Here is a 16,444-nt window from a genome sequence, read left to right as displayed (position 1 = left end):
AGGACTTACCGGCGCTCTCGCAAGCACTTTTGCAACCGGAAAGTGCTTGCAAATGAAGGACTTGGGCCGCGCACTGAAAGTGGTTTGTGAGCGACGAGGCCCTTGACAGCCGCGGGCGGAAAAGGCGTGGGGAATCGTGGATCCCCCCACGATTTCACACCGCGACCGGCCGTGACGGTGGGTCACGCGGGGACGCAGTGGGGCGGCCGCCGCCGCGAAGAGCCCTGGCTGGGCCCGGGGCCGGCGCCGGCCCGGGCATACTCGCCGCCCGATGAGCTCGCCCTACGACCACGATCCGCTGTACCGGCTGCGCCATGCGCTGGTCGGGCTGCTGCTGGCCCTGCTGCTGTCGGTGCCGGCCGCGGCATTGGCCGGGCGCTGGATCGGCGACGCGATCGGCGACGACTACGCCTGGCGCGCCGGCGCCTACGCCGCGCTGCTGGCCTACGTCGTGGCCGGCGCAGTGGTGCTGTTCATGAAGGTCGCGCGCCACGAGACGCGGCCGGTGTCGGCCGGGCGCGTCGCGCTCTGGTTCACCAGCCTGTGGCTGTGGCCGGCGCTGCTGGTGCTGCGCCGCCGCAGTGGCGGCGACCTCAGCGGGACTGCTTGATCAGCCGCCCCGCGGCCGACTGCACCGGCCGCGCGTTCATCGGGTACAGCCGCGCGAAGATGTCGATCTGCTCCTGCGACAGCGCGACCGGCTGGCGCATCACGATCCACAGCACGCCTTCGGTGCAGGGCGGCGTCGTCAGCGAGCCCATGTAGGTGTAGTAGCCGCGGTCGACGGGCAGCAGGCGGTCGATCTCCAGCGCGCCCGGCGCCCGCGCCTCCTCGTTCTTCTCCAGCGGCAGGTTGTTCCAGACCGACTGGATCACCGGCTGCTCGGCGCCGCGCTGCAGCAGCACGGCGACGACGGCCAGCCGGCCTTCCGGGTCCTTGTGCACGAGGTGCGCGACCATGTCGGTCTGGCGGCCGTCGATGCGCTCCTCGGACGGACGATGGAAGTGGAACTGCACCAGCTCGTAGCGGCGCCCGCCGACGGCGATGAAGTTGCCGGGGCCGACGTTGACCTGCACCGTGTGGCCGTTGTCCAGCACCGCGAAGCCGACCGGCCGGTAGTCGAACTGCACCGGCTCCAGGTCGACCGCGATGCCGCCGCGGATGTCGATCGGGCTCTGGCGCTGGCCGGTGGCGCACAGCCCGAACTCGGGCTTGATCGCGCCCCAGCGCGCCGGGCCGCCTTCGCCGGCGTAGGCCCAGTGGATGTCGTGCGGCGGCTCTGGCCTGGTCTCCGGGCGCGGCCGCGCCGCGGGCTTGCGCGCGACAGGCGCCTCGCCGGCGGGGCGCGCCGTGACGCGCATCACGTTGCCCGGCGTGTCGGGCGCCTTCATCGCACCCAGCTTCTCGGCCAGGCGCTCGCGCACGCGGTCCAGCGGATCCTGCGGCTCGGACGCCGCCGCAGCAGCAGCCGGCGCGGCCGCCTTGGCCGCCGGCGCACCGTGCTCGCCCGCGGCGTGCACACGCGGCGCGAACAGCAGCGCCGCCGCGAGCGGCAGCGTCGCCCAGGCACAGCGCGGCAGGAGGCCGGCGTCGCGGCCGGCAGCAGATCGGGAACGGTTCATCGCGGGGTCTCCGCCCCGGATATCGGCCGCCGCGGGGTGGTGCTTGAGTCAGGCCAGGCGCGGGCGCACCCAGACCCAGGCCAGGATGCCGACGCTCATCAGGCCGAACGAGGCCAGCGCCAGCGTCGCCGTCGAGTGCATCACCAGCGGCGCGACGACCCCGGCCACCACCGCGTTGGCCGCGCTGCCGACGAAGGCCTGCACCGACGACGCCATGCCGCGCCGCTCGGGCACCAGGTCCAGCACCATCAGCGTGACCACCGGGACCATCAGCGCCCAGCCGAACGAGAAGATGCCGATCAGCGGCATCGCCCACCAGGCCTGGGCCTTGAAAGCGAGGTTCAGGCCGACGTTGAGCAACGAGACCACGGCCATGATCGTGAAGCCGTAGCGGATCTGGCGGTGGGGCTTCAGCTTGCCGGCGGCGCGCCCGGAGGCCCAGGCGCCGCCCATGATGCCGCCGATGGTGAACAGGAAGAACCAGAAGAACTGCTGCGGCGGCAGCCCCAGGTGCTCGCCGACGAAGACCGGCGCCGACAGCACGTAGAGGAACATGCCGTTGAACGGCACGCCGCTGGCGAAGACCAGCGCCATGAAACGCGCGCTGCGCATCATGTCCCAGTAGCCGCGCAGCAGCGGCGTCGGGTGGAAGGACTGGCGCGCGTCGGCGTGCAGCGTCTCGGGCAGCCAGCGCCAGTTGGCCAGCCACAGCGCCGCGCCGATCAGCACCAGCAGCCAGAAGATCGAGTGCCAGTCGGCATGCACGAAGAGGAAGCCGCCGATCATCGGCGCGATGGCCGGCGCGACGCCGAAGTAGATCGTCACCTGCGACATCACGCGCTGCGCGTCGGCCGGCGGGAACATGTCGCGGATGATGGCGCGCGAGACGACGACGCCGGCGCCGGCGGACATGCCCTGCACGGCGCGGAAGAACACCAGCCAGCCGATCGACGGCGACAGCGCGCAGCCCAGCGAAGCCAGCGTGAACAGGCCCAGCCCGGCCAGCACCACCGGGCGGCGGCCGAAGCTGTCGGCCAGCGCGCCGTGGAACAGGTTCATCACCGCGAAGCCGAGCAGGTAGCTCGACAGCGTCTGCTGCATCTGCAGCGGCGTCGCGTCCAGCGCCCGCGCGATGCCGGCGAAGGCCGGCAGGTAGGTGTCGATCGAGAACGGCCCGAGCATGCCCAGGCAGGCGAGCAGCACGGCCAGCGCCCAGCGCGGGCCGCGCCAGAGCAGGGGCGCGTCGGGGTTCATCAGGGGGCGAAAAGCCGGCGAGTCTATCGGCGGCGTCGTCAGCGTGCCCGCCCAGGGGCAAGCCCGGCACCCGGCGACGACGCGCCGGGCGCAGAAAAAGTGTGAAGCGAACCGATAGGCCGGATTCTGTGCACCGCACCCCTTTCAGGGCGCGGCGTGACCGCCATTCCTCTTGGCCGTGGATCGCTCCACGGCTCGGTGCCACCTACCCGCCGGCTCCGCAGGCGACATCATCGCCGGCCTATTCGGTGTTGCTGCGCGTAGAGATTGCCCGTTTCACCCCAGGCGGACTTGCATCCGCCCGGACTCGTCTCTGTTGCTCTAATCCTCACCTCGCGGTGGACAGCCGTTAGCTGCTACGCTGCCTTGTGCAGTCCGGACCTTCCTCCCGTGCGGCGTTTCCGCTGATGCACCGGCGGCGGTCTGGTCCGCTTCACCGCGACATTATCCCCGGAGAGCAAGAATGAGAGCCGACAACGTTCTGGCCACCATCGGCAACACGCCCCACGTCCGCATCAACCGCCTGTTCGGCGGCTCGCACGAGGTGTGGGTCAAGTGCGAGCGCGCCAACCCCGGCGGCTCGGTCAAGGACCGCATCGCGCTGGCGATGGTCGAGGACGCCGAGCGCTCCGGTGCACTGAAAGCCGGCGGCACGATCGTCGAGCCGACCTCGGGCAACACCGGCATCGGCCTGGCGATGGTCGCCGCGGTCAAGGGCTACAAGCTGATCCTGGTGATGCCCGACAGCATGAGCGTCGAGCGCCGCCGCCTGATGCTGGCCTACGGCGCGACGTTCGAGCTGACGCCGCGCGAAAAGGGCATGAAGGGCTCGATCGCACGCGCGCAGGAGCTCGTCGCCGAGATCCCCGGCGCCTGGATGCCGCAGCAGTTCGAGAACCCGGCCAACATCGACGTGCACGTGCGCACCACGGCCGAGGAGATCGCGCGCGACTTCCCCGAAGGCCTGGACGCGCTGATCACCGGCGTCGGCACCGGCGGCCACCTGAGCGGCTGCGCCCAGGTGCTGAAGACCCGTTGGCCGAAGCGGAAGGTCTTCGCCGTCGAGCCGACCGCCAGCCCGGTGATCAGCGGCGGCCAGCCCTCGCCGCACCCGATCCAGGGCATCGGCGCCGGCTTCGTCCCGAAGAACCTGAAGACCGAGCTGCTCGACGGCGTGATCCTGGTCGAGGCCGAGGCCGCACGCGAGATGGCGCGCCGCAGCGCGCGAGAGGAAGGCCTGCTCGTGGGCATCTCCAGCGGCGCGACGCTGGCCGCGATCGCGCAGAAGCTGCCCGAGCTGCCGGCCGGCGCGCGTGTGCTGGGCTTCAACTACGACACCGGCGAGCGCTACCTGTCGATCGACGGTTTCCTGCCGGCCTGAGCGCCCTGCCCCGCATGAATGACGAAGCCCCCGCGTGCGGGGGGCTTCGTCGTTTCTAGACCTCGGGGGCCGGCGCGGTGGCCGCCTGGATCGGCGGCACGGGCAACGGCGCCGCGTCGTCGGGCTGGGCCGAGGCCGGCACCAGCACCACCCGGGGCGCCCACCAGTGGGCGGCGAGCACGCCCGCAGCAGCCGCCGCGACGCAGCCGAGCAACCACCAGCGCATCTTCATGGCCGGCAGTATGCGGCGCGGCGCCGCGGCCGGGCAAGGCGCGTCACTGCGCCTGCTGCAGCGCGCGGATACGCTCCTCGATCGGCGGGTGGCTGGAGAACAGCGCCATGAAGCCGCTGGGCTTGCCGGCGATGCCCATCGCCTGCACCTGCTGCGGCAGCTGGCCCGGCTCGACGCCGCCCAGGCGCGCCAGGGCGTTGATCATCGGCTGCTTGCGGCCCATCAGCTGCGCGGCACCGGCGTCGGCGCGGAACTCGCGGTAGCGCGAGAACCAGGCGACGATGATCGCGGCCACCAGGCCCAGCGCGATGTCGAGCACGATGGTCGTGACGTAGTAGCCGATGCCGACGCCGTCGCGGTCGTTCTTCAGGATCACCTTGTCGACGAAGTAGCCGATGACGCGCGACAGGAACACGACGAAGGTGTTCATCACGCCCTGGATCAGCGTCATCGTCACCATGTCGCCGTTGGCGACGTGCGCGACCTCGTGGCCGATGACGGCCTCGACCTCCTCGCGCGTCATGTTCTGCAGCAGTCCGGTGGACACCGCGACCAGCGCCGAGTTCTTGAACGCGCCGGTGGCGAAGGCGTTGGGCTCGCCCTCGTAGAGCGCGACCTCGGGCATGCCGATGCCGGCCTTCTGCGCGAAGCGCTCGACGGTGCCGACGATCCAGCGGTGCGTCGGGTCGTTCGAGCCGTTGATGACCTGGGCGCCGGTGCTCATCTTGGCCATCGGCTTGCTGATCAGCAGCGAGATGATCGCGCCGCCGAAACCGAAGATGGCCGCGAACGCGAGCAGCGAGCCCAGGTTCAGGCCGTTGGCCGTGAGAAAACGGTTGACGCCCAGCAGGCTGGCCGTGATGCCCAGCACCAGCATGACCGCCAGGTTGGTCAGGACGAACAGCAGCACTCGTTTCATTTGGGTTGCGCCTTTCTGCCAGCGCGGGGGTTGCCTAAACAGGGCGGCATGTTAGGGCTCGCACCCGCAGTTCAAGCCTTGCCCTCGACGGACCGGGGGCATGGCCAGACCGATCAGCCTTCGATCGGGCGCAGCCGGACCTTGTTCGGCTGGCCGGCCGGCAGCAGCTCGAAGCGGTCGGCGTGCGGCGCGAAGAAGCGCGTCGACGAGGCGCGCGGGCCGAGCAGATCGGCGTCGCGCAGGCGTTCGGCGGCCAGGCGCAGCTCGATCGCGTCGCCGCGCAGCAGTTCGGGCAGTGCGGCCAGGATCTGGCGGATCTCGTCGGGGTAGGCGGCGGCCGGCGCGGGCGCCGGGCGTGCCGGCTCCGGGGCCGGGGCGGCCTCGGCTACCGGCTCGGCGGTCTTGCGACGGCGCGGAGCACGGCGCGGCGCCGGGGCTTCGGCGGCGGGCGCTTCGGGCGCCGGCTCGGGGACCGCAGCGGGCGTGGGCACTTCGGGCTCGGGTTCGGGCATCGGCGCCTCGGCGGCGACGGGCACCTCGGCCGGCAGCTCGGCATCACGGCGGCCACGGCGGCGACGCGGGGCACGTTCGGGCGCGGGCGGCTCGACCGCGGGCGCGGCCTCCACCACCGGCACATCGACCGGCTCCGGTTCGGCGACCGGCTGGGGCGCCACGACGGGCGCCGCAGCGACGACCGGCGCCACCGGAGCCGGCGCCCGGCGCGGCGGCGGCGTCGGCGGTTCGCGCCGGGTGCTGGTGCGCGTGCCGCGGCCACGCGCCGGCGCCTTGGCGACGCCGCCGCGGCGGTGGGCGAGCACGGTGAACTCGTCGTAGACGGAGATCGTCTCGTCGCCGGTCTTGCCGTCCTGGCCGATGCCGACGACCCGGCAGCCCTTCTCGCGCAGGCGCTGCACCAGCGGCGCGAAGTCGGAGTCCGACGAGGCGATGGCGACGACTTCGGGCCGCAGCGCAAGCACGAGGTCGATCGCGTCGACGGCCATCGCGATGTCGGTGGAGTTCTTGCCGGCGGCCAGGTTGACCATCGGCTTGATGCCCAGGCGCTTGAAGGTCGTCTGGTGCTTGAGCGCGCTCTCGGCGGTGCAGTAGGCGCGGCGCACGTGCAGCGCGCCGTGGCGCTCGATCATCAGCTCGACGGCCTGTTCCATCACGTCGACGGAGACGTTGTCGGCGTCGATCAGCAGCATCACGCCAGCGCTCATTGCAGGCTCCAGGGCAGGGTTTCGCCGGCGCGCAGCGGCTTGATCGTCGCGTCGCCGAAAGGCAGGGCCTCGGGCAGCGTGAAGGGCTCGCGGCGCAGCGTCACGGTGCCGGTGTTGCGCGGCAGGCCGTAGAAATCGGGGCCGTTGAAGGCGGCGAAGGCTTCGAGCTTGTCCAGCGCGCCGGCCAGCTCGAAGGCCTCGGCGTACAGCGCCAGCGCCGCCGGCGCGGTGAAGCAGCCTGCGCCGCAGACCGACTGCTCCTTCAGCGCCGCGGCGTGCGGCGCGCTGTCGGTGCCGAGGAAGAACTTGCGGCTGCCCGAGGCGGCGGCGGCCAGCAGCGCGTGGCGGTGCACGGCGCGCTTCAACACCGGCAGGCAGTAGTAGTGCGGGCGCAGGCCGCCGACGAACAGCGCATTGCGGTCGTACAGCAGGTGGTGGGCGGTGATCGTCGCGGCGGTGAACTCGTCGGCGCCGGCCACGTACTCGGCCGCCTCCTTCGTCGTGATGTGCTCGAAGACGACCTTCAGTTCGGGAAAGTCGGCGCGCAGCGGGCGCATCACGCGGTCGATGAAGACCGCCTCGCGGTCGAAGACGTCGACCTCGGGGTCGGTGACCTCGCCGTGCACCAGCAGCGGCAGGCCGGCACGCTGCATCGCCTCCAGCGTCGGGTAGGTGCGGCGGATGTCGGTGACGCCGGCGTCGCTGTTGGTCGTCGCCCCGGCCGGGTAGAGCTTGAGCGCGACGACGCCGGCCGCCTGGGCCTTCGTGATCTCGTCGGGCGGCGTGTTGTCGGTCAGGTACAGCGTCATCAGCGGCTCGAAGTCCGAGCCTTCGGGCCGCGCCGCGAGGATGCGTTCGCGGTAGGCCGTGGCCTGGGCCGCAGTGGTCACCGGCGGGCGCAGATTGGGCATGACGATCGCCCGCGCGAACTCGCGGGCCGTGTACGGCAACACCGCGGCCAACGCCGCGCCGTCGCGCAGGTGCAGATGCCAGTCGTCGGGGCGGGTGATCGTCAGCGTGGTCGGCGCAGGGCTCATGCGGGAATTGTCTCATCGCCCCCGGCGAGCACCGCCTGGTCGCGGCCGGCGCGTTTGGCGCGGTACAGCGCGTCGTCGGCGGCGCGGTACAGCGCCTCGGCGCCGCGCCGGCCGGCGGCACTGAGCGCGATGCCGGCCGAGAAGCTCAGCATGCAGCACCGGCCGGCCTCGGTGCGCAGGTCCAGCGCGCGGCTGTCGGCGCGCAGCTGATCGACGACGCCCAGCGCGCCGGCGGCGTCGCTGCCGGGCAGCACGAGCGCGAACTCCTCGCCGCCCAGGCGCACGAACAGGTCCGAGGCCCGCAGCCGCTGGCGCACCATCTGCGCGAAGCGCCGCAGCACCTCGTCGCCGAAGACGTGGCCGTGTTCGTCGTTGACCTGCTTGAAACGGTCCAGGTCGATCAGCACGAAGGCGAGGCTGCTGCGGTCGCGGCGCGCGCGCAGCAGGGCCTGCTCGAGCAGCGGCCCGCCGGCCTGGCGGTTCAGCGCGCCGGTCAGGTGGTCGTGCGAGGCCTGGCGTTCGAACGAACGGGTCGCGCGTTCGGTGCAGGCGAGCACGAAGCCGAAGCCGGCGCCGAGCAGCGCGACGTAGGCCGCCAGCGCGACCAGGGTCTGCACCGGGTTGTGCTGCGTCAGGTCGGCGTAGGCCGCGGGCTCGATCACGGCGTGCACGCAGCGCACGAGCAGCGTCGCCGCCGCCAGCGCGAGGATGGCGCCGACCGGCCACAAGGAGCGTTCGATGCGCCTGCGCCGGCGCCAGACCACCCATCCGGCCCAGGCCAGCGGAGCCGCGGCGATCAAGGACATGAGGGCCATGCGCGTCGGCGTCGGCAGCAGCATCAGCGGCGTCAGCGACAGCGCGCAGACGACGCCGCCCAGCGTCAGCAGCCGGGGCGCCGGGCGCTCGTCGACGAAACGCTGCAGCGCGGCGACGAAGACGAACTCGCCGAGCACGATCAGGGTGTTGCTGGCGACGACCCACAAGGACCACGGCGTCACCAGGTCGGCCAGCAGGAACAGGTAGCCGGCCAGCATCAGGGCATTGCCCCAGCCCCAGCGGCGCAGCGCGTCACCGCCGAACAGCCGCCGGCTGGCTGTCACGAGCTGCAGGCCGAGCATGGCGTAGCCGATCAGCAGCAGGACGAAGAGGGTCGGCTCGTGCAGGGTCATCGCGGCGTGCCCGCACACCCGCGGGCCAGGGCTCCCTGAACGGCATCAGCCGTCGAGGGGATGGTTCAAGCCGACAGCATCTCCAAAAACATCAGAAACACCTTCGCCGGGCGCAAGCCGCGGTGAAAGAAGCCGCGACACGCCGTGCACTCCTGCACGCTCGCCACGGGGACGACCGGCGTCGGGGCCACGGCGCCCGCGTTCAGGCGCTGGCCGCGGCCGCCGGCTGGGCCAGCACCGCGCGGTCGCGGCCGCCATGCTTGGCCTCGTAGAGCGCCCGGTCGGCCTCGCGGTACAGCGTGCCGGCGCCGACGCTGCCGGCCGGGCTGAGCGCCACGCCGGCCGAGAAGGTGATCGTGAACGGCCGGCCGTCGTCGGTCATCAGGCCCATCGCCGCGCAGGCCCGGCGCAGCTCGTCGAGCACGCCCAGCGCGCCGGCGGCGTCGCTGTCGGGCAGCACCAGCGCGAACTCCTCGCCGCCGCAGCGCGAGAAGACGTCCGAGGCGCGCAGCCGCGCGGCGACGGTGTGCGCGAAGCGGCGCAGCACCTCGTCGCCGAAGACGTGGCCGTGGCGGTCGTTGACCGACTTGAAGCGGTCCAGGTCGAGCAGCACGTAAGCCACCGTCGTGCGCTCGCGGCGGGCGCGCTGCAGCGCGTTGTCCAGCATCAGCTCGGCGGGCTGGCGGTTCAGCGCGCCGGTCAGGTGGTCGTGCGAGGCCAGGCGTTCGAGCGAACGCGTGGCGCGTTCGGTGCAGGCGAGCACGAAGCCGAAGCCGGCGCCCAGCAGCGCGACGAAGCTCGTGACCAGCAGCGCCGCCTGCAAGCCGTGCGGCAGCGTCGGGTCGGCGTAATAGTGCGGGTGCAGCGCCGCGTGCGCGCCCCGCGCCAGCAGCGCCGCCGCGATCAGCGCCATGCCGGCGCCGACCGGCCACAAGGAGCGTTCGATGCGGTGGCGCGCCCGCCAGACCAGCCACACGCCCCACAGCGCCGGCAGCGGCGTCAGCAACGAGGCGATGAAGACCCGCGTCGGCGTGTCGAACAGCGCCATCGGCACCATCGCCAGCACGCAGGCCAGGCACAGCCGGCGCACCCAGCGCGGCATCGGCCGGTCCTCGATGAAGTGCTGCAGCGCCGTGACGTAGGCGCACTCGCCCAGCAGGATCAGGCCGTTGCCGGCGATCACCGACACCGGCAGCGGCACGACGACGCGCGCCAGCAGCATCAGGTGCCCGAGCATCAGCAGGCTGTTGCCCCAGCTCCAGCGCCTGAGCGCTTCTTCCTCGAGCAGGCGCCGGCGCACAATCGCCAGCTGCAAGCCCAGCATGGCGTAGCCCAGCAGCAGCATGACGAGGATGGTCGGCGGGTGCAGCGTCATCGACGGAGCCCCGCGCACCCGGCGGGGAGGGTCAGGGGGCACGCCGGCCGGCGTGCACGACTCAGCCCTCGCGCGTGAAACCGCGCTCGGGCCTGAGCCTGGCGTGCACGGCCTTCCGGCCCTGCACGTCCCGGCTCAGTGCGACAGGATCTTCGAGAGGAAGTCCTTGGCGCGTGCCGAACGCGCGTCCGGGTTGCCGAAGAAGTCGGCCTTCGTGCAGTCCTCCACGATCTTGCCGTGGTCCATGAAGATCACGCGGTGGCTGACCTTCTTCGCGAAGCCCATCTCGTGGGTCACGCACATCATCGTCATGCCCTCGTTGGCGAGCTGCACCATCACGTCGAGCACCTCGCCGACCATTTCGGGGTCGAGCGCCGAGGTCGGCTCGTCGAAGAGCATGACGATCGGGTCCATCGACAGCGCGCGCGCGATCGCCACACGCTGCTGCTGGCCGCCGGAGAGCTGGCCGGGGTACTTGTCCTTGTGCACCGTCAGGCCGACGCGCTCGAGCATCTTCAGCCCGCGCGTCTTGGCCTCGTCGACCGAGCGGCCGAGCACCTTGACCTGCGCCAGCGTCAGGTTCTCGGTCACCGACAGGTGCGGGAACAGCTCGAAGTGCTGGAACACCATGCCGACGCGCGCGCGCAGCTTGGGCAGGTTGGTCTTCGGGTCGCTGAGGCTGATGCCGTCGACGACGATGTCGCCCTTCTGGAAGGGTTCGAGCGCGTTGACGGTCTTGATCAGCGTGCTCTTGCCCGAGCCCGACGGGCCGCAGACGACGACGACCTCGCCCTTGCTGATCGACGTGGTGCAGTCGGTCAGCACCTGGAAGGAGCCGTACCACTTGCTCACGTTCTGGATCTGGATCATTCGGAAATTCCTCAGCGGATGATGGCGATCCGCGCCTGCAGCCGCCGCACGAGCATCGACAGGCCGAAGCAGATCACGAAATAGACGACGGCGGCGACGAGATAGGTCTCGACCGGCCGGTTGAAGTTCTTGCCGGCGATCTCGAAGCCCTTCAGCAGGTCGTAGGCGCCGATCGCGTAGACCAGCGAGGTGTCCTGGAAGAGGATGATGGTCTGCGTCAGCAGCACCGGCAGCATGTTGCGGAAGGCCTGCGGCAGCACCACGAGCTGCATCGTCTGGCGGTAGGTCATGCCCATCGCGTAGCCGGCGTAGACCTGGCCCTTGGGCACGCTCTGGATGCCCGCGCGCATGATCTCCGAGTAGTAGGCGGCCTCGAACAGCGTGAACGTGACGAAGGCCGACAGCTCGGCGCCCAGCGGCCGGCCCAGCAGCAGCGGGATCAGCAGGAAGAACCACAGGATCACCATGACCAGCGGCACGCTGCGCATGGTGTTGACGTAGGCCGCGGCGGGCATCACCAGCCAGCGCTTGCCCGACAGGCGCATCAGCGCCAGCAGGGTGCCCAGCACGATGCCGCCGATCATCGCGAAGACGGTCAGCTGCAGCGAGAACAGCAGGCCCTTGACGATGAAGCCGGAGATGACGTCGGCACTGAAGAAGCTGAAGTCGAGATTCATCGCTTCACTTCCCGCCGATCATGCCCGGCACGCGGACACGGTTCTCGATGAACAGCGCCGCGCGGTTGATCGCGAACGCCGAGACGAAGTACAGCACCGTCACCGCGAGGTACATCTCGATGTTGCGCGAGGTCTCCTCGCCGGCCTGCAGCGCGAACATCGTGAGCTCGGCGATGCTCACCGCGAAGGCCACCGACGAGTTCTTGATGATGTTCATCGCCTCGCTGGTGAGCGGCGGCACGATGATGCGAAAGGCCATCGGCAGCAGCACGTAGCGATAGGTCTGCGGCAGCGTCAGGCCCATCGCCAGGCCCGCGTAGCGCTGGCCGCGCGGCAGGCTCTGGATGCCCGCACGCACCTGCTCGGAGATGCGCGCCGAGGTGAAGAAGCCGAGCGCGAAGACCACCAGCACGAAGCTCGGGAAGGCCTGCAGCGGCTTGAACAGCGACGGCAGCACGTGGTACCAGAGGAAGATCTGGACCAGCAGCGGGATGTTGCGGAACAGCTCGGTCCACGCATTGCCGAAGAAGACGAGGCGGCGATCCGGCGTGGTGCGCAGGATGCCCATCAGCGAACCGAAGACCAGCGCCACGATCAGCGCCAGCGCCGACACCGACAGCGTCCAGCCCCAGGCCGACATCAGCCAGTTCAGGTAGGTGATGTCGCCGCCGCGGCCGAAGCAGCCCGGCAGCACCTCACCAGTGACGGTCTCGGTGCAGAAGATCTGCCAGTCCCAGGTCACGCGCTCTCCTCAAAGACGAAACGAGGGCCCGCTCCGAGACGGAAGCGGGCCCGGCGCGAAACGCGTCAGCGCTTGGCGTACTCTTCCATCGGCTTGTCGTTGGGAGTCGCCCAAGCCGCCTTGGTGGCCGCGTTCAGCGGCATGCCGATCGTCGTGTTGGTCGGCGGGATCGGCTGCAGGAACCACTTGTCGTAGGTCTTGGCCAGGTCGCCGCTCTTGATCTGCGCCTTGATGCTCTCGTCGACGGCGGCCTTGAAGGCGGCGTCGTCCTTGCGCAGCATGATCGCGATCGGCTCGACCGACAGCACTTCGCCGACGATCTTGAAGCCCTTCGGGTTCTTCGACGTGGCGATGTTCTTCGCCAGGATCGAGCCGTCCATCACGAAGGCGTCGGCGCGGCCCGACTCGAGCAGCAGGAAGCTGTCGGCGTGGTCCTTGCCGTAGACCTCCTTGAAGTCGACGCCGTTGGCGCGCTCGTGCTTGCGCAGGGTCTGCACCGAGGTCGTGCCGGTGGTCGTGGCGACGGTCTTGCCGGTCAGCTGGCCGATCGAGGTGATGCCGGAGTCGGCCTTGACGGCGATGCGCACTTCCTCGACGTAGGTCGTGACGGCGAAGGCGACGTCCTTCTGGCGCGCGACGTTGTTCGTCGTCGAGCCGCACTCGATGTCGACGGTGCCGTTCTGCACCAGCGGGATGCGGTTCTGCGAGGTGACCGGTTGGTACTTGATGGTCAGGCTCGACAGGCCCAGCTTCTTGCGGATGTCGGAGAGCACCTTCTGGCAGACGTCGACGTGGTAGCCGACGTACTTGCCATCGCCCAGCGTGTACGACAGGCCCGACGACTCACGCACGCCCATCGTGACCGTGCCGGTCTCCTTGATCTTGGACAGCGTATCGGCCTGGACAGCGCCGACGGCCAGCAGCGCGGCTGCAGCCAGCAACGTCTTCTTCATGAACTCTCCTTCGCAGTGGGAAGCAGGTGAAAGGCGGAACTGCTCATTTTAGGGATGACAAAAGGGCGCCCGATGCGCCCGCCCTCAGGGAATGCACGAAACGGGCCACGAAGCGCCCCGATCGTCGCGCGTCAGCCGCGCCGCAGGAAGTCCCACAAGGCCTGCACGCCGGGCTTGGGATGGCGCACGAACTCCGGCCGCTCGCGGTAGATGCGCACGTCCATCGTCACCTCGAAGCTGCCCGCCGGCGCGGCCGGCACGAGGCGGCACAACTCCAGCTCCTTGTGCACCGAGCTGGCCGGCAGGAAGGCCAGGCCGTGGCCTTCGAGCGCCATCGACTTCAGCCCCTCGGCCATGTCGGTGACGTAGATCGGCTCCAGCTGCGCCGGCACCGGCGCCTGCTTGAGGATCAGCTCGACCAGGCGCGCCATGTAGGCGCCCGAGGCGTAGCTCAGGCAGGGCACACGCTCGTGGCCGGGCAGGCGGAACAGCGGCTGGCCGTCGGCGTCGGGTTTGGCATAGGCCGACAGCGTCTCGCTGCCCAGGCTGAGCATCTCGTAGCGGTCGGTCGACAGCTGCAGCGGCTGCGACGGGTGGTGGTAGGCGATCAGCAGGTCGCAGCCGCCTTCGGTGAGGCGCAGCACCGCGTCGTGCACGTTCAGCCCGGTGAGCCGGCTCTTGATGTTGCCGAAGCGCTGGCGCAGGTCCATCAGCCAGTGCGGGAAGAAGGTGAAGGCCAGCGTGTGCGGCGCCGCGAACTCGATCATGTCCAGGCCCGCGGCCTGGTACGAACGCATCATGTTGCGCGCCGAAGCCAGCGAGCCCAGGATCTCCAGCGCCTGGGCGTGGAAGGTCTCGCCGGCGGGCGTCAGCCGCGTCGGGTAAGAGGAGCGGTCGACGAGGTCGATGCCGGCCCAGGCTTCCAGCGCCTGGATGCGGCGCGAGAACGCCGGCTGCGTGACGTGGCGCAGCTGCGCCGAACGCGAGAAGCTGCGGGTCTCGGCGAGGCTCACGAAGTCCTCGAGCCACTTGGTTTCCATCGGGTGCGTGGTGAAGGGGGAATCAGGCGTCGGCCGGCTCGTCGGCGTCGCGCGCCGCCTGCTGCAGCCGCCACATCTCGGCGTAGCGGCCGTCGCGCGCCAGCAGCTCGGCGTGCGCGCCGCGCTCGACGACGCGGCCGTGGTCGAGCACGACGATCTCGTGCGCGTCGACCACCGTCGACAGCCGGTGGGCGATGACCAGCGCGGTCTTGCCCTGGGCTGCGCTCTTCAGCTCGGCCTGGATCGCACGTTCGTTGGCCGAGTCCAGCGCCGAGGTCGCTTCGTCGAAGATCAGGATCGCCGGGTTCTTCAGCAGCGTGCGCGCGATCGCGACCCGCTGCTTCTCGCCGCCGGAGAGCTTCAGCCCGCGCTCGCCGACCACCGTCTCGTAGCCCTGGGGCGTGGCGGCGATGAAGTCGTGGATGTGCGCCGAGCGCGCCGCGGCCTCGACCTCGGCCCGGCTGGCGCCCGGGCGGCCGTAGGCGATGTTGAACTCGACGCTGTCGTTGAACAGCACCGTGTCCTGCGGGACGATGCCGATCGCGCGGCGCAGGCTCTGCTGCGTGACGCCGCGGATGTCCTGGCCGTCGATCGTGATGCGCCCGCCGCTGACGTCGTAGAAGCGGTAGAGCAGCCGCGCCAGCGTCGACTTGCCGGCGCCCGAGGCGCCGACCACGGCCACCGTGCGCCCGGCAGGGATCTCGAAGCTGACGCCGTGCAGGATGGGCCGTGCCGGGTCGTAGGCGAAGTCGACCGACTCGAAGCGCACCGCGCCGTCGCTGACGCGCAGCTCGGCGGCGCCCGGCGCGTCGGCGACCTCGCGCTCGCGTTCGAGCAGGTTGAACATCTTGTCCAGGTCGGTCAGCGCCTGCTTGATCTCGCGGTAGATCACGCCGAGGAAGTTCAGCGGGATGTACAGCTGGATCATGAAGGCGTTGATCATCACCAGATCGCCCAGCGTCAGCCGGCCTTCGGCGACGCCGACCGTGGCGCGCCAGAGCATGGCCACCAGCGCCGCGGCGATGATCAGCTGCTGCCCGGTGTTGAGCAGGCTCAGCGTGCTCTGGCTCTTGATCTTGGCGCGCTGCAGCCGCTCCAGGCTCTCGTCGTAGCGCCGGGTCTCGAAGTCCTCGTTGTTGAAGTACTTGACGGTCTCGTAGTTCAGCAGCGAGTCGATGGCGCGCGTGTGCGCGTTCGAGTCCAGCTCGTTCATCTGGCGCCGGAACTGCGTGCGCCATTCGGTGACGACGATCGTGAAGCCGATGTAGAAGACCAGCGCCGCCGCGGTGATCCAGGCGAACCAGGCGTCGAACTTGACGGCCAGCAGGCCGAGGACGAGGCCGACCTCGATCAGCGTCGGCAGGATGCTGTAGAGCGAATACGAGATCAGCGCCTGCACCGCGCGCGTGCCGCGCTCGATGTCGCGCGTCATGCCGCCGGTCTGGCGTTCCAGGTGGAAACGCATCGACAGCGCGTGCAGATGGCGGAACACCTGCAGCGAGATGCTGCGCGAAGCGCCTTCGGTAGCGCGCGCGAAGATCAGCTCGCGCAGTTCGGTGAAGATCGAGGTCGACAGGCGAAGCGCGCCGTAGGCGACGATCAGCCCGACCGGCACGACCAGCAGCGCCGCGGTGTCGCCGGGCTTGATCGCCATCGCGTCGACGAGCTGCTTGAGCAGCAGCGGCACGCCGACGTTGGCCACCTTGGCGGCGACCAGGAAGGCCAGCGCGATCGACACGCGCCAGCGGTAGACCCACAGATAGGGCAGCAGGCGTGCCAGCGTCTTCCAGTCCGAGCGCGGCGCGCCCGGTTCGGGAGCCGGCGCGGGGGGCATACGCAGGGAGCGGGAGGCGGAACGCATGGGCGGGGATTGTCACCGCCCGGCCGCCGCGGCGCTGGCAGCGGCCCGGCAGGCCACAATGCCGGCAGTCGTCTTCCCAGGAGCCCTGCCCG

15 protein-coding genes, 1 other RNA gene and 1 pseudogene are annotated in these 16,444 nt (G+C 70.5%); 2 read left to right on the top strand and 15 right to left on the bottom strand.

Features of this window, described 5'->3' with window-relative positions:
- Positions 1–271 precede the first annotated feature (271 nt).
- Complete coding sequence (locus RGE_RS04635; protein ID WP_014427157.1) at positions 272–610, top strand: hypothetical protein; 339 nt, start codon at positions 272–274, stop codon at positions 608–610.
- On the opposite strand, the gene RGE_RS04630 is transcribed toward RGE_RS04635, so the two are convergent.
- The 3 genes and pseudogenes from RGE_RS04630 to rnpB all read right to left on the bottom strand — a co-directional run bounded on the left by RGE_RS04630 (position 594) and on the right by rnpB (position 3,311).
- The gene (locus tag RGE_RS04630) at positions 594–1,622 is read right to left on the bottom strand and encodes a carbonic anhydrase (RefSeq protein WP_081528201.1); all 1,029 of its coding nucleotides are present in this window, start codon (positions 1,620–1,622) and stop codon (positions 594–596) included. The genes RGE_RS04635 and RGE_RS04630 overlap by 17 nt on opposite strands.
- Positions 1,619–2,876, bottom strand: a pseudogene (locus tag RGE_RS04625) (multidrug effflux MFS transporter). Before RGE_RS04625 ends, RGE_RS04630 begins: the two are co-directional and overlap by 4 nt.
- Positions 2,877–2,975: 99 nt before the next feature.
- Positions 2,976–3,311, bottom strand: an RNA gene (gene rnpB / locus RGE_RS23450) — RNase P RNA component class A.
- 28 nt (positions 3,312–3,339) lie between these two features.
- Between rnpB and cysK the strand changes: the two genes are divergently transcribed.
- A complete protein-coding gene (gene cysK / locus RGE_RS04620; protein WP_014427154.1) occupies positions 3,340–4,257 on the top strand; it encodes a cysteine synthase A in 918 nt (305 codons plus the stop codon).
- A gap of 55 nt (positions 4,258–4,312) precedes the next feature.
- Here the strand turns inward: cysK and RGE_RS24370 are convergent, their stop codons facing one another.
- The 12 genes from RGE_RS24370 to RGE_RS04565 form a co-directional block, all read right to left on the bottom strand.
- Positions 4,313–4,489 carry a hypothetical protein gene (locus RGE_RS24370; protein WP_014427153.1) on the bottom strand — a complete coding sequence of 59 codons (177 nt, stop codon included), beginning with the start codon at positions 4,487–4,489 and terminating at the stop codon, positions 4,313–4,315.
- 43 nt (positions 4,490–4,532) lie between these two features.
- Positions 4,533–5,408 (bottom strand): protease HtpX, encoded by an 876-nt coding sequence (gene htpX, locus RGE_RS04615; protein ID WP_014427152.1) that lies wholly within the window; start codon positions 5,406–5,408, stop codon positions 4,533–4,535.
- 113 nt (positions 5,409–5,521) lie between these two features.
- Positions 5,522–6,628, bottom strand: a complete 1,107-nt coding sequence (locus tag RGE_RS24435) for an NYN domain-containing protein (protein WP_014427151.1) — start codon at positions 6,626–6,628, stop codon at positions 5,522–5,524.
- The gene (gene pyrC, locus RGE_RS04605) at positions 6,625–7,665 is read right to left on the bottom strand and encodes a dihydroorotase (RefSeq protein WP_014427150.1); all 1,041 of its coding nucleotides are present in this window, start codon (positions 7,663–7,665) and stop codon (positions 6,625–6,627) included. The genes RGE_RS24435 and pyrC overlap by 4 nt, the downstream gene beginning before the upstream one ends.
- Entirely contained in the window at positions 7,662–8,834 is a 1,173-nt protein-coding gene (locus RGE_RS04600; protein ID WP_014427149.1) for a GGDEF domain-containing protein, read from the bottom strand. The genes pyrC and RGE_RS04600 overlap by 4 nt, the downstream gene beginning before the upstream one ends.
- Positions 8,835–9,036: 202 nt before the next feature.
- Positions 9,037–10,209, bottom strand: coding sequence for a GGDEF domain-containing protein (locus RGE_RS04595; protein WP_014427148.1), 1,173 nt, complete (start codon positions 10,207–10,209; stop codon positions 9,037–9,039).
- Between the two features lie 135 nt (positions 10,210–10,344).
- The gene (locus tag RGE_RS04590; RefSeq protein ID WP_014427147.1) at positions 10,345–11,079 is read right to left on the bottom strand and encodes an amino acid ABC transporter ATP-binding protein; all 735 of its coding nucleotides are present in this window, start codon (positions 11,077–11,079) and stop codon (positions 10,345–10,347) included.
- 11 nt (positions 11,080–11,090) lie between these two features.
- Positions 11,091–11,756, bottom strand: coding sequence for an amino acid ABC transporter permease (locus RGE_RS04585; protein WP_014427146.1), 666 nt, complete (start codon positions 11,754–11,756; stop codon positions 11,091–11,093).
- A gap of 4 nt (positions 11,757–11,760) precedes the next feature.
- A complete protein-coding gene (locus tag RGE_RS04580) occupies positions 11,761–12,498 on the bottom strand; it encodes an amino acid ABC transporter permease (RefSeq protein ID WP_014427145.1) in 738 nt (245 codons plus the stop codon).
- A gap of 65 nt (positions 12,499–12,563) precedes the next feature.
- Positions 12,564–13,451: an amino acid ABC transporter substrate-binding protein gene (locus tag RGE_RS04575; protein ID WP_014427144.1), complete on the bottom strand. Its 888-nt coding sequence runs from the start codon at positions 13,449–13,451 to the stop codon at positions 12,564–12,566.
- A gap of 131 nt (positions 13,452–13,582) precedes the next feature.
- Positions 13,583–14,491: a LysR family transcriptional regulator gene (locus RGE_RS04570; RefSeq protein ID WP_014427143.1), complete on the bottom strand. Its 909-nt coding sequence runs from the start codon at positions 14,489–14,491 to the stop codon at positions 13,583–13,585.
- 22 nt (positions 14,492–14,513) lie between these two features.
- On the bottom strand, positions 14,514–16,352 hold the full coding sequence (locus RGE_RS04565) for an ABCB family ABC transporter ATP-binding protein/permease (RefSeq protein ID WP_014427142.1): 1,839 nt from the start codon (positions 16,350–16,352) through the stop codon (positions 14,514–14,516).
- Positions 16,353–16,444 lie beyond the last annotated feature (92 nt).

Origin of the sequence: Rubrivivax gelatinosus IL144, assembly GCF_000284255.1 — a bacterium.
Taxonomy (GTDB): domain Bacteria; phylum Pseudomonadota; class Gammaproteobacteria; order Burkholderiales; family Burkholderiaceae_C; genus Rubrivivax; species Rubrivivax gelatinosus_A.
Note: the sequence above shows the minus strand (reverse complement) of the source record. Positions and strands in the feature narration are given on the sequence as shown.

What these genes read in the sequence shown, in the direction of transcription:
- RGE_RS04635 (WP_014427157.1), top strand. Translation starts at nt 272, where the DNA reads ATGAGCTCGCCCTACGACCACGATCCGCTGTACCGGCTGCGCCATGCG.
- RGE_RS04630 (WP_081528201.1), bottom strand. Translation starts at nt 1,622, where the DNA reads ATGAACCGTTCCCGATCTGCTGCCGGCCGCGACGCCGGCCTCCTGCCG.
- cysK (WP_014427154.1), top strand. Translation starts at nt 3,340, where the DNA reads ATGAGAGCCGACAACGTTCTGGCCACCATCGGCAACACGCCCCACGTC.
- RGE_RS24370 (WP_014427153.1), bottom strand. Translation starts at nt 4,489, where the DNA reads ATGAAGATGCGCTGGTGGTTGCTCGGCTGCGTCGCGGCGGCTGCTGCG.
- htpX (WP_014427152.1), bottom strand. Translation starts at nt 5,408, where the DNA reads ATGAAACGAGTGCTGCTGTTCGTCCTGACCAACCTGGCGGTCATGCTG.
- RGE_RS24435 (WP_014427151.1), bottom strand. Translation starts at nt 6,628, where the DNA reads ATGAGCGCTGGCGTGATGCTGCTGATCGACGCCGACAACGTCTCCGTC.
- pyrC (WP_014427150.1), bottom strand. Translation starts at nt 7,665, where the DNA reads ATGAGCCCTGCGCCGACCACGCTGACGATCACCCGCCCCGACGACTGG.
- RGE_RS04600 (WP_014427149.1), bottom strand. Translation starts at nt 8,834, where the DNA reads ATGACCCTGCACGAGCCGACCCTCTTCGTCCTGCTGCTGATCGGCTAC.
- RGE_RS04595 (WP_014427148.1), bottom strand. Translation starts at nt 10,209, where the DNA reads ATGACGCTGCACCCGCCGACCATCCTCGTCATGCTGCTGCTGGGCTAC.
- RGE_RS04590 (WP_014427147.1), bottom strand. Translation starts at nt 11,079, where the DNA reads ATGATCCAGATCCAGAACGTGAGCAAGTGGTACGGCTCCTTCCAGGTG.
- RGE_RS04585 (WP_014427146.1), bottom strand. Translation starts at nt 11,756, where the DNA reads ATGAATCTCGACTTCAGCTTCTTCAGTGCCGACGTCATCTCCGGCTTC.
- RGE_RS04575 (WP_014427144.1), bottom strand. Translation starts at nt 13,451, where the DNA reads ATGAAGAAGACGTTGCTGGCTGCAGCCGCGCTGCTGGCCGTCGGCGCT.
- RGE_RS04570 (WP_014427143.1), bottom strand. Translation starts at nt 14,491, where the DNA reads ATGGAAACCAAGTGGCTCGAGGACTTCGTGAGCCTCGCCGAGACCCGC.
- RGE_RS04565 (WP_014427142.1), bottom strand. Translation starts at nt 16,352, where the DNA reads ATGCGTTCCGCCTCCCGCTCCCTGCGTATGCCCCCCGCGCCGGCTCCC.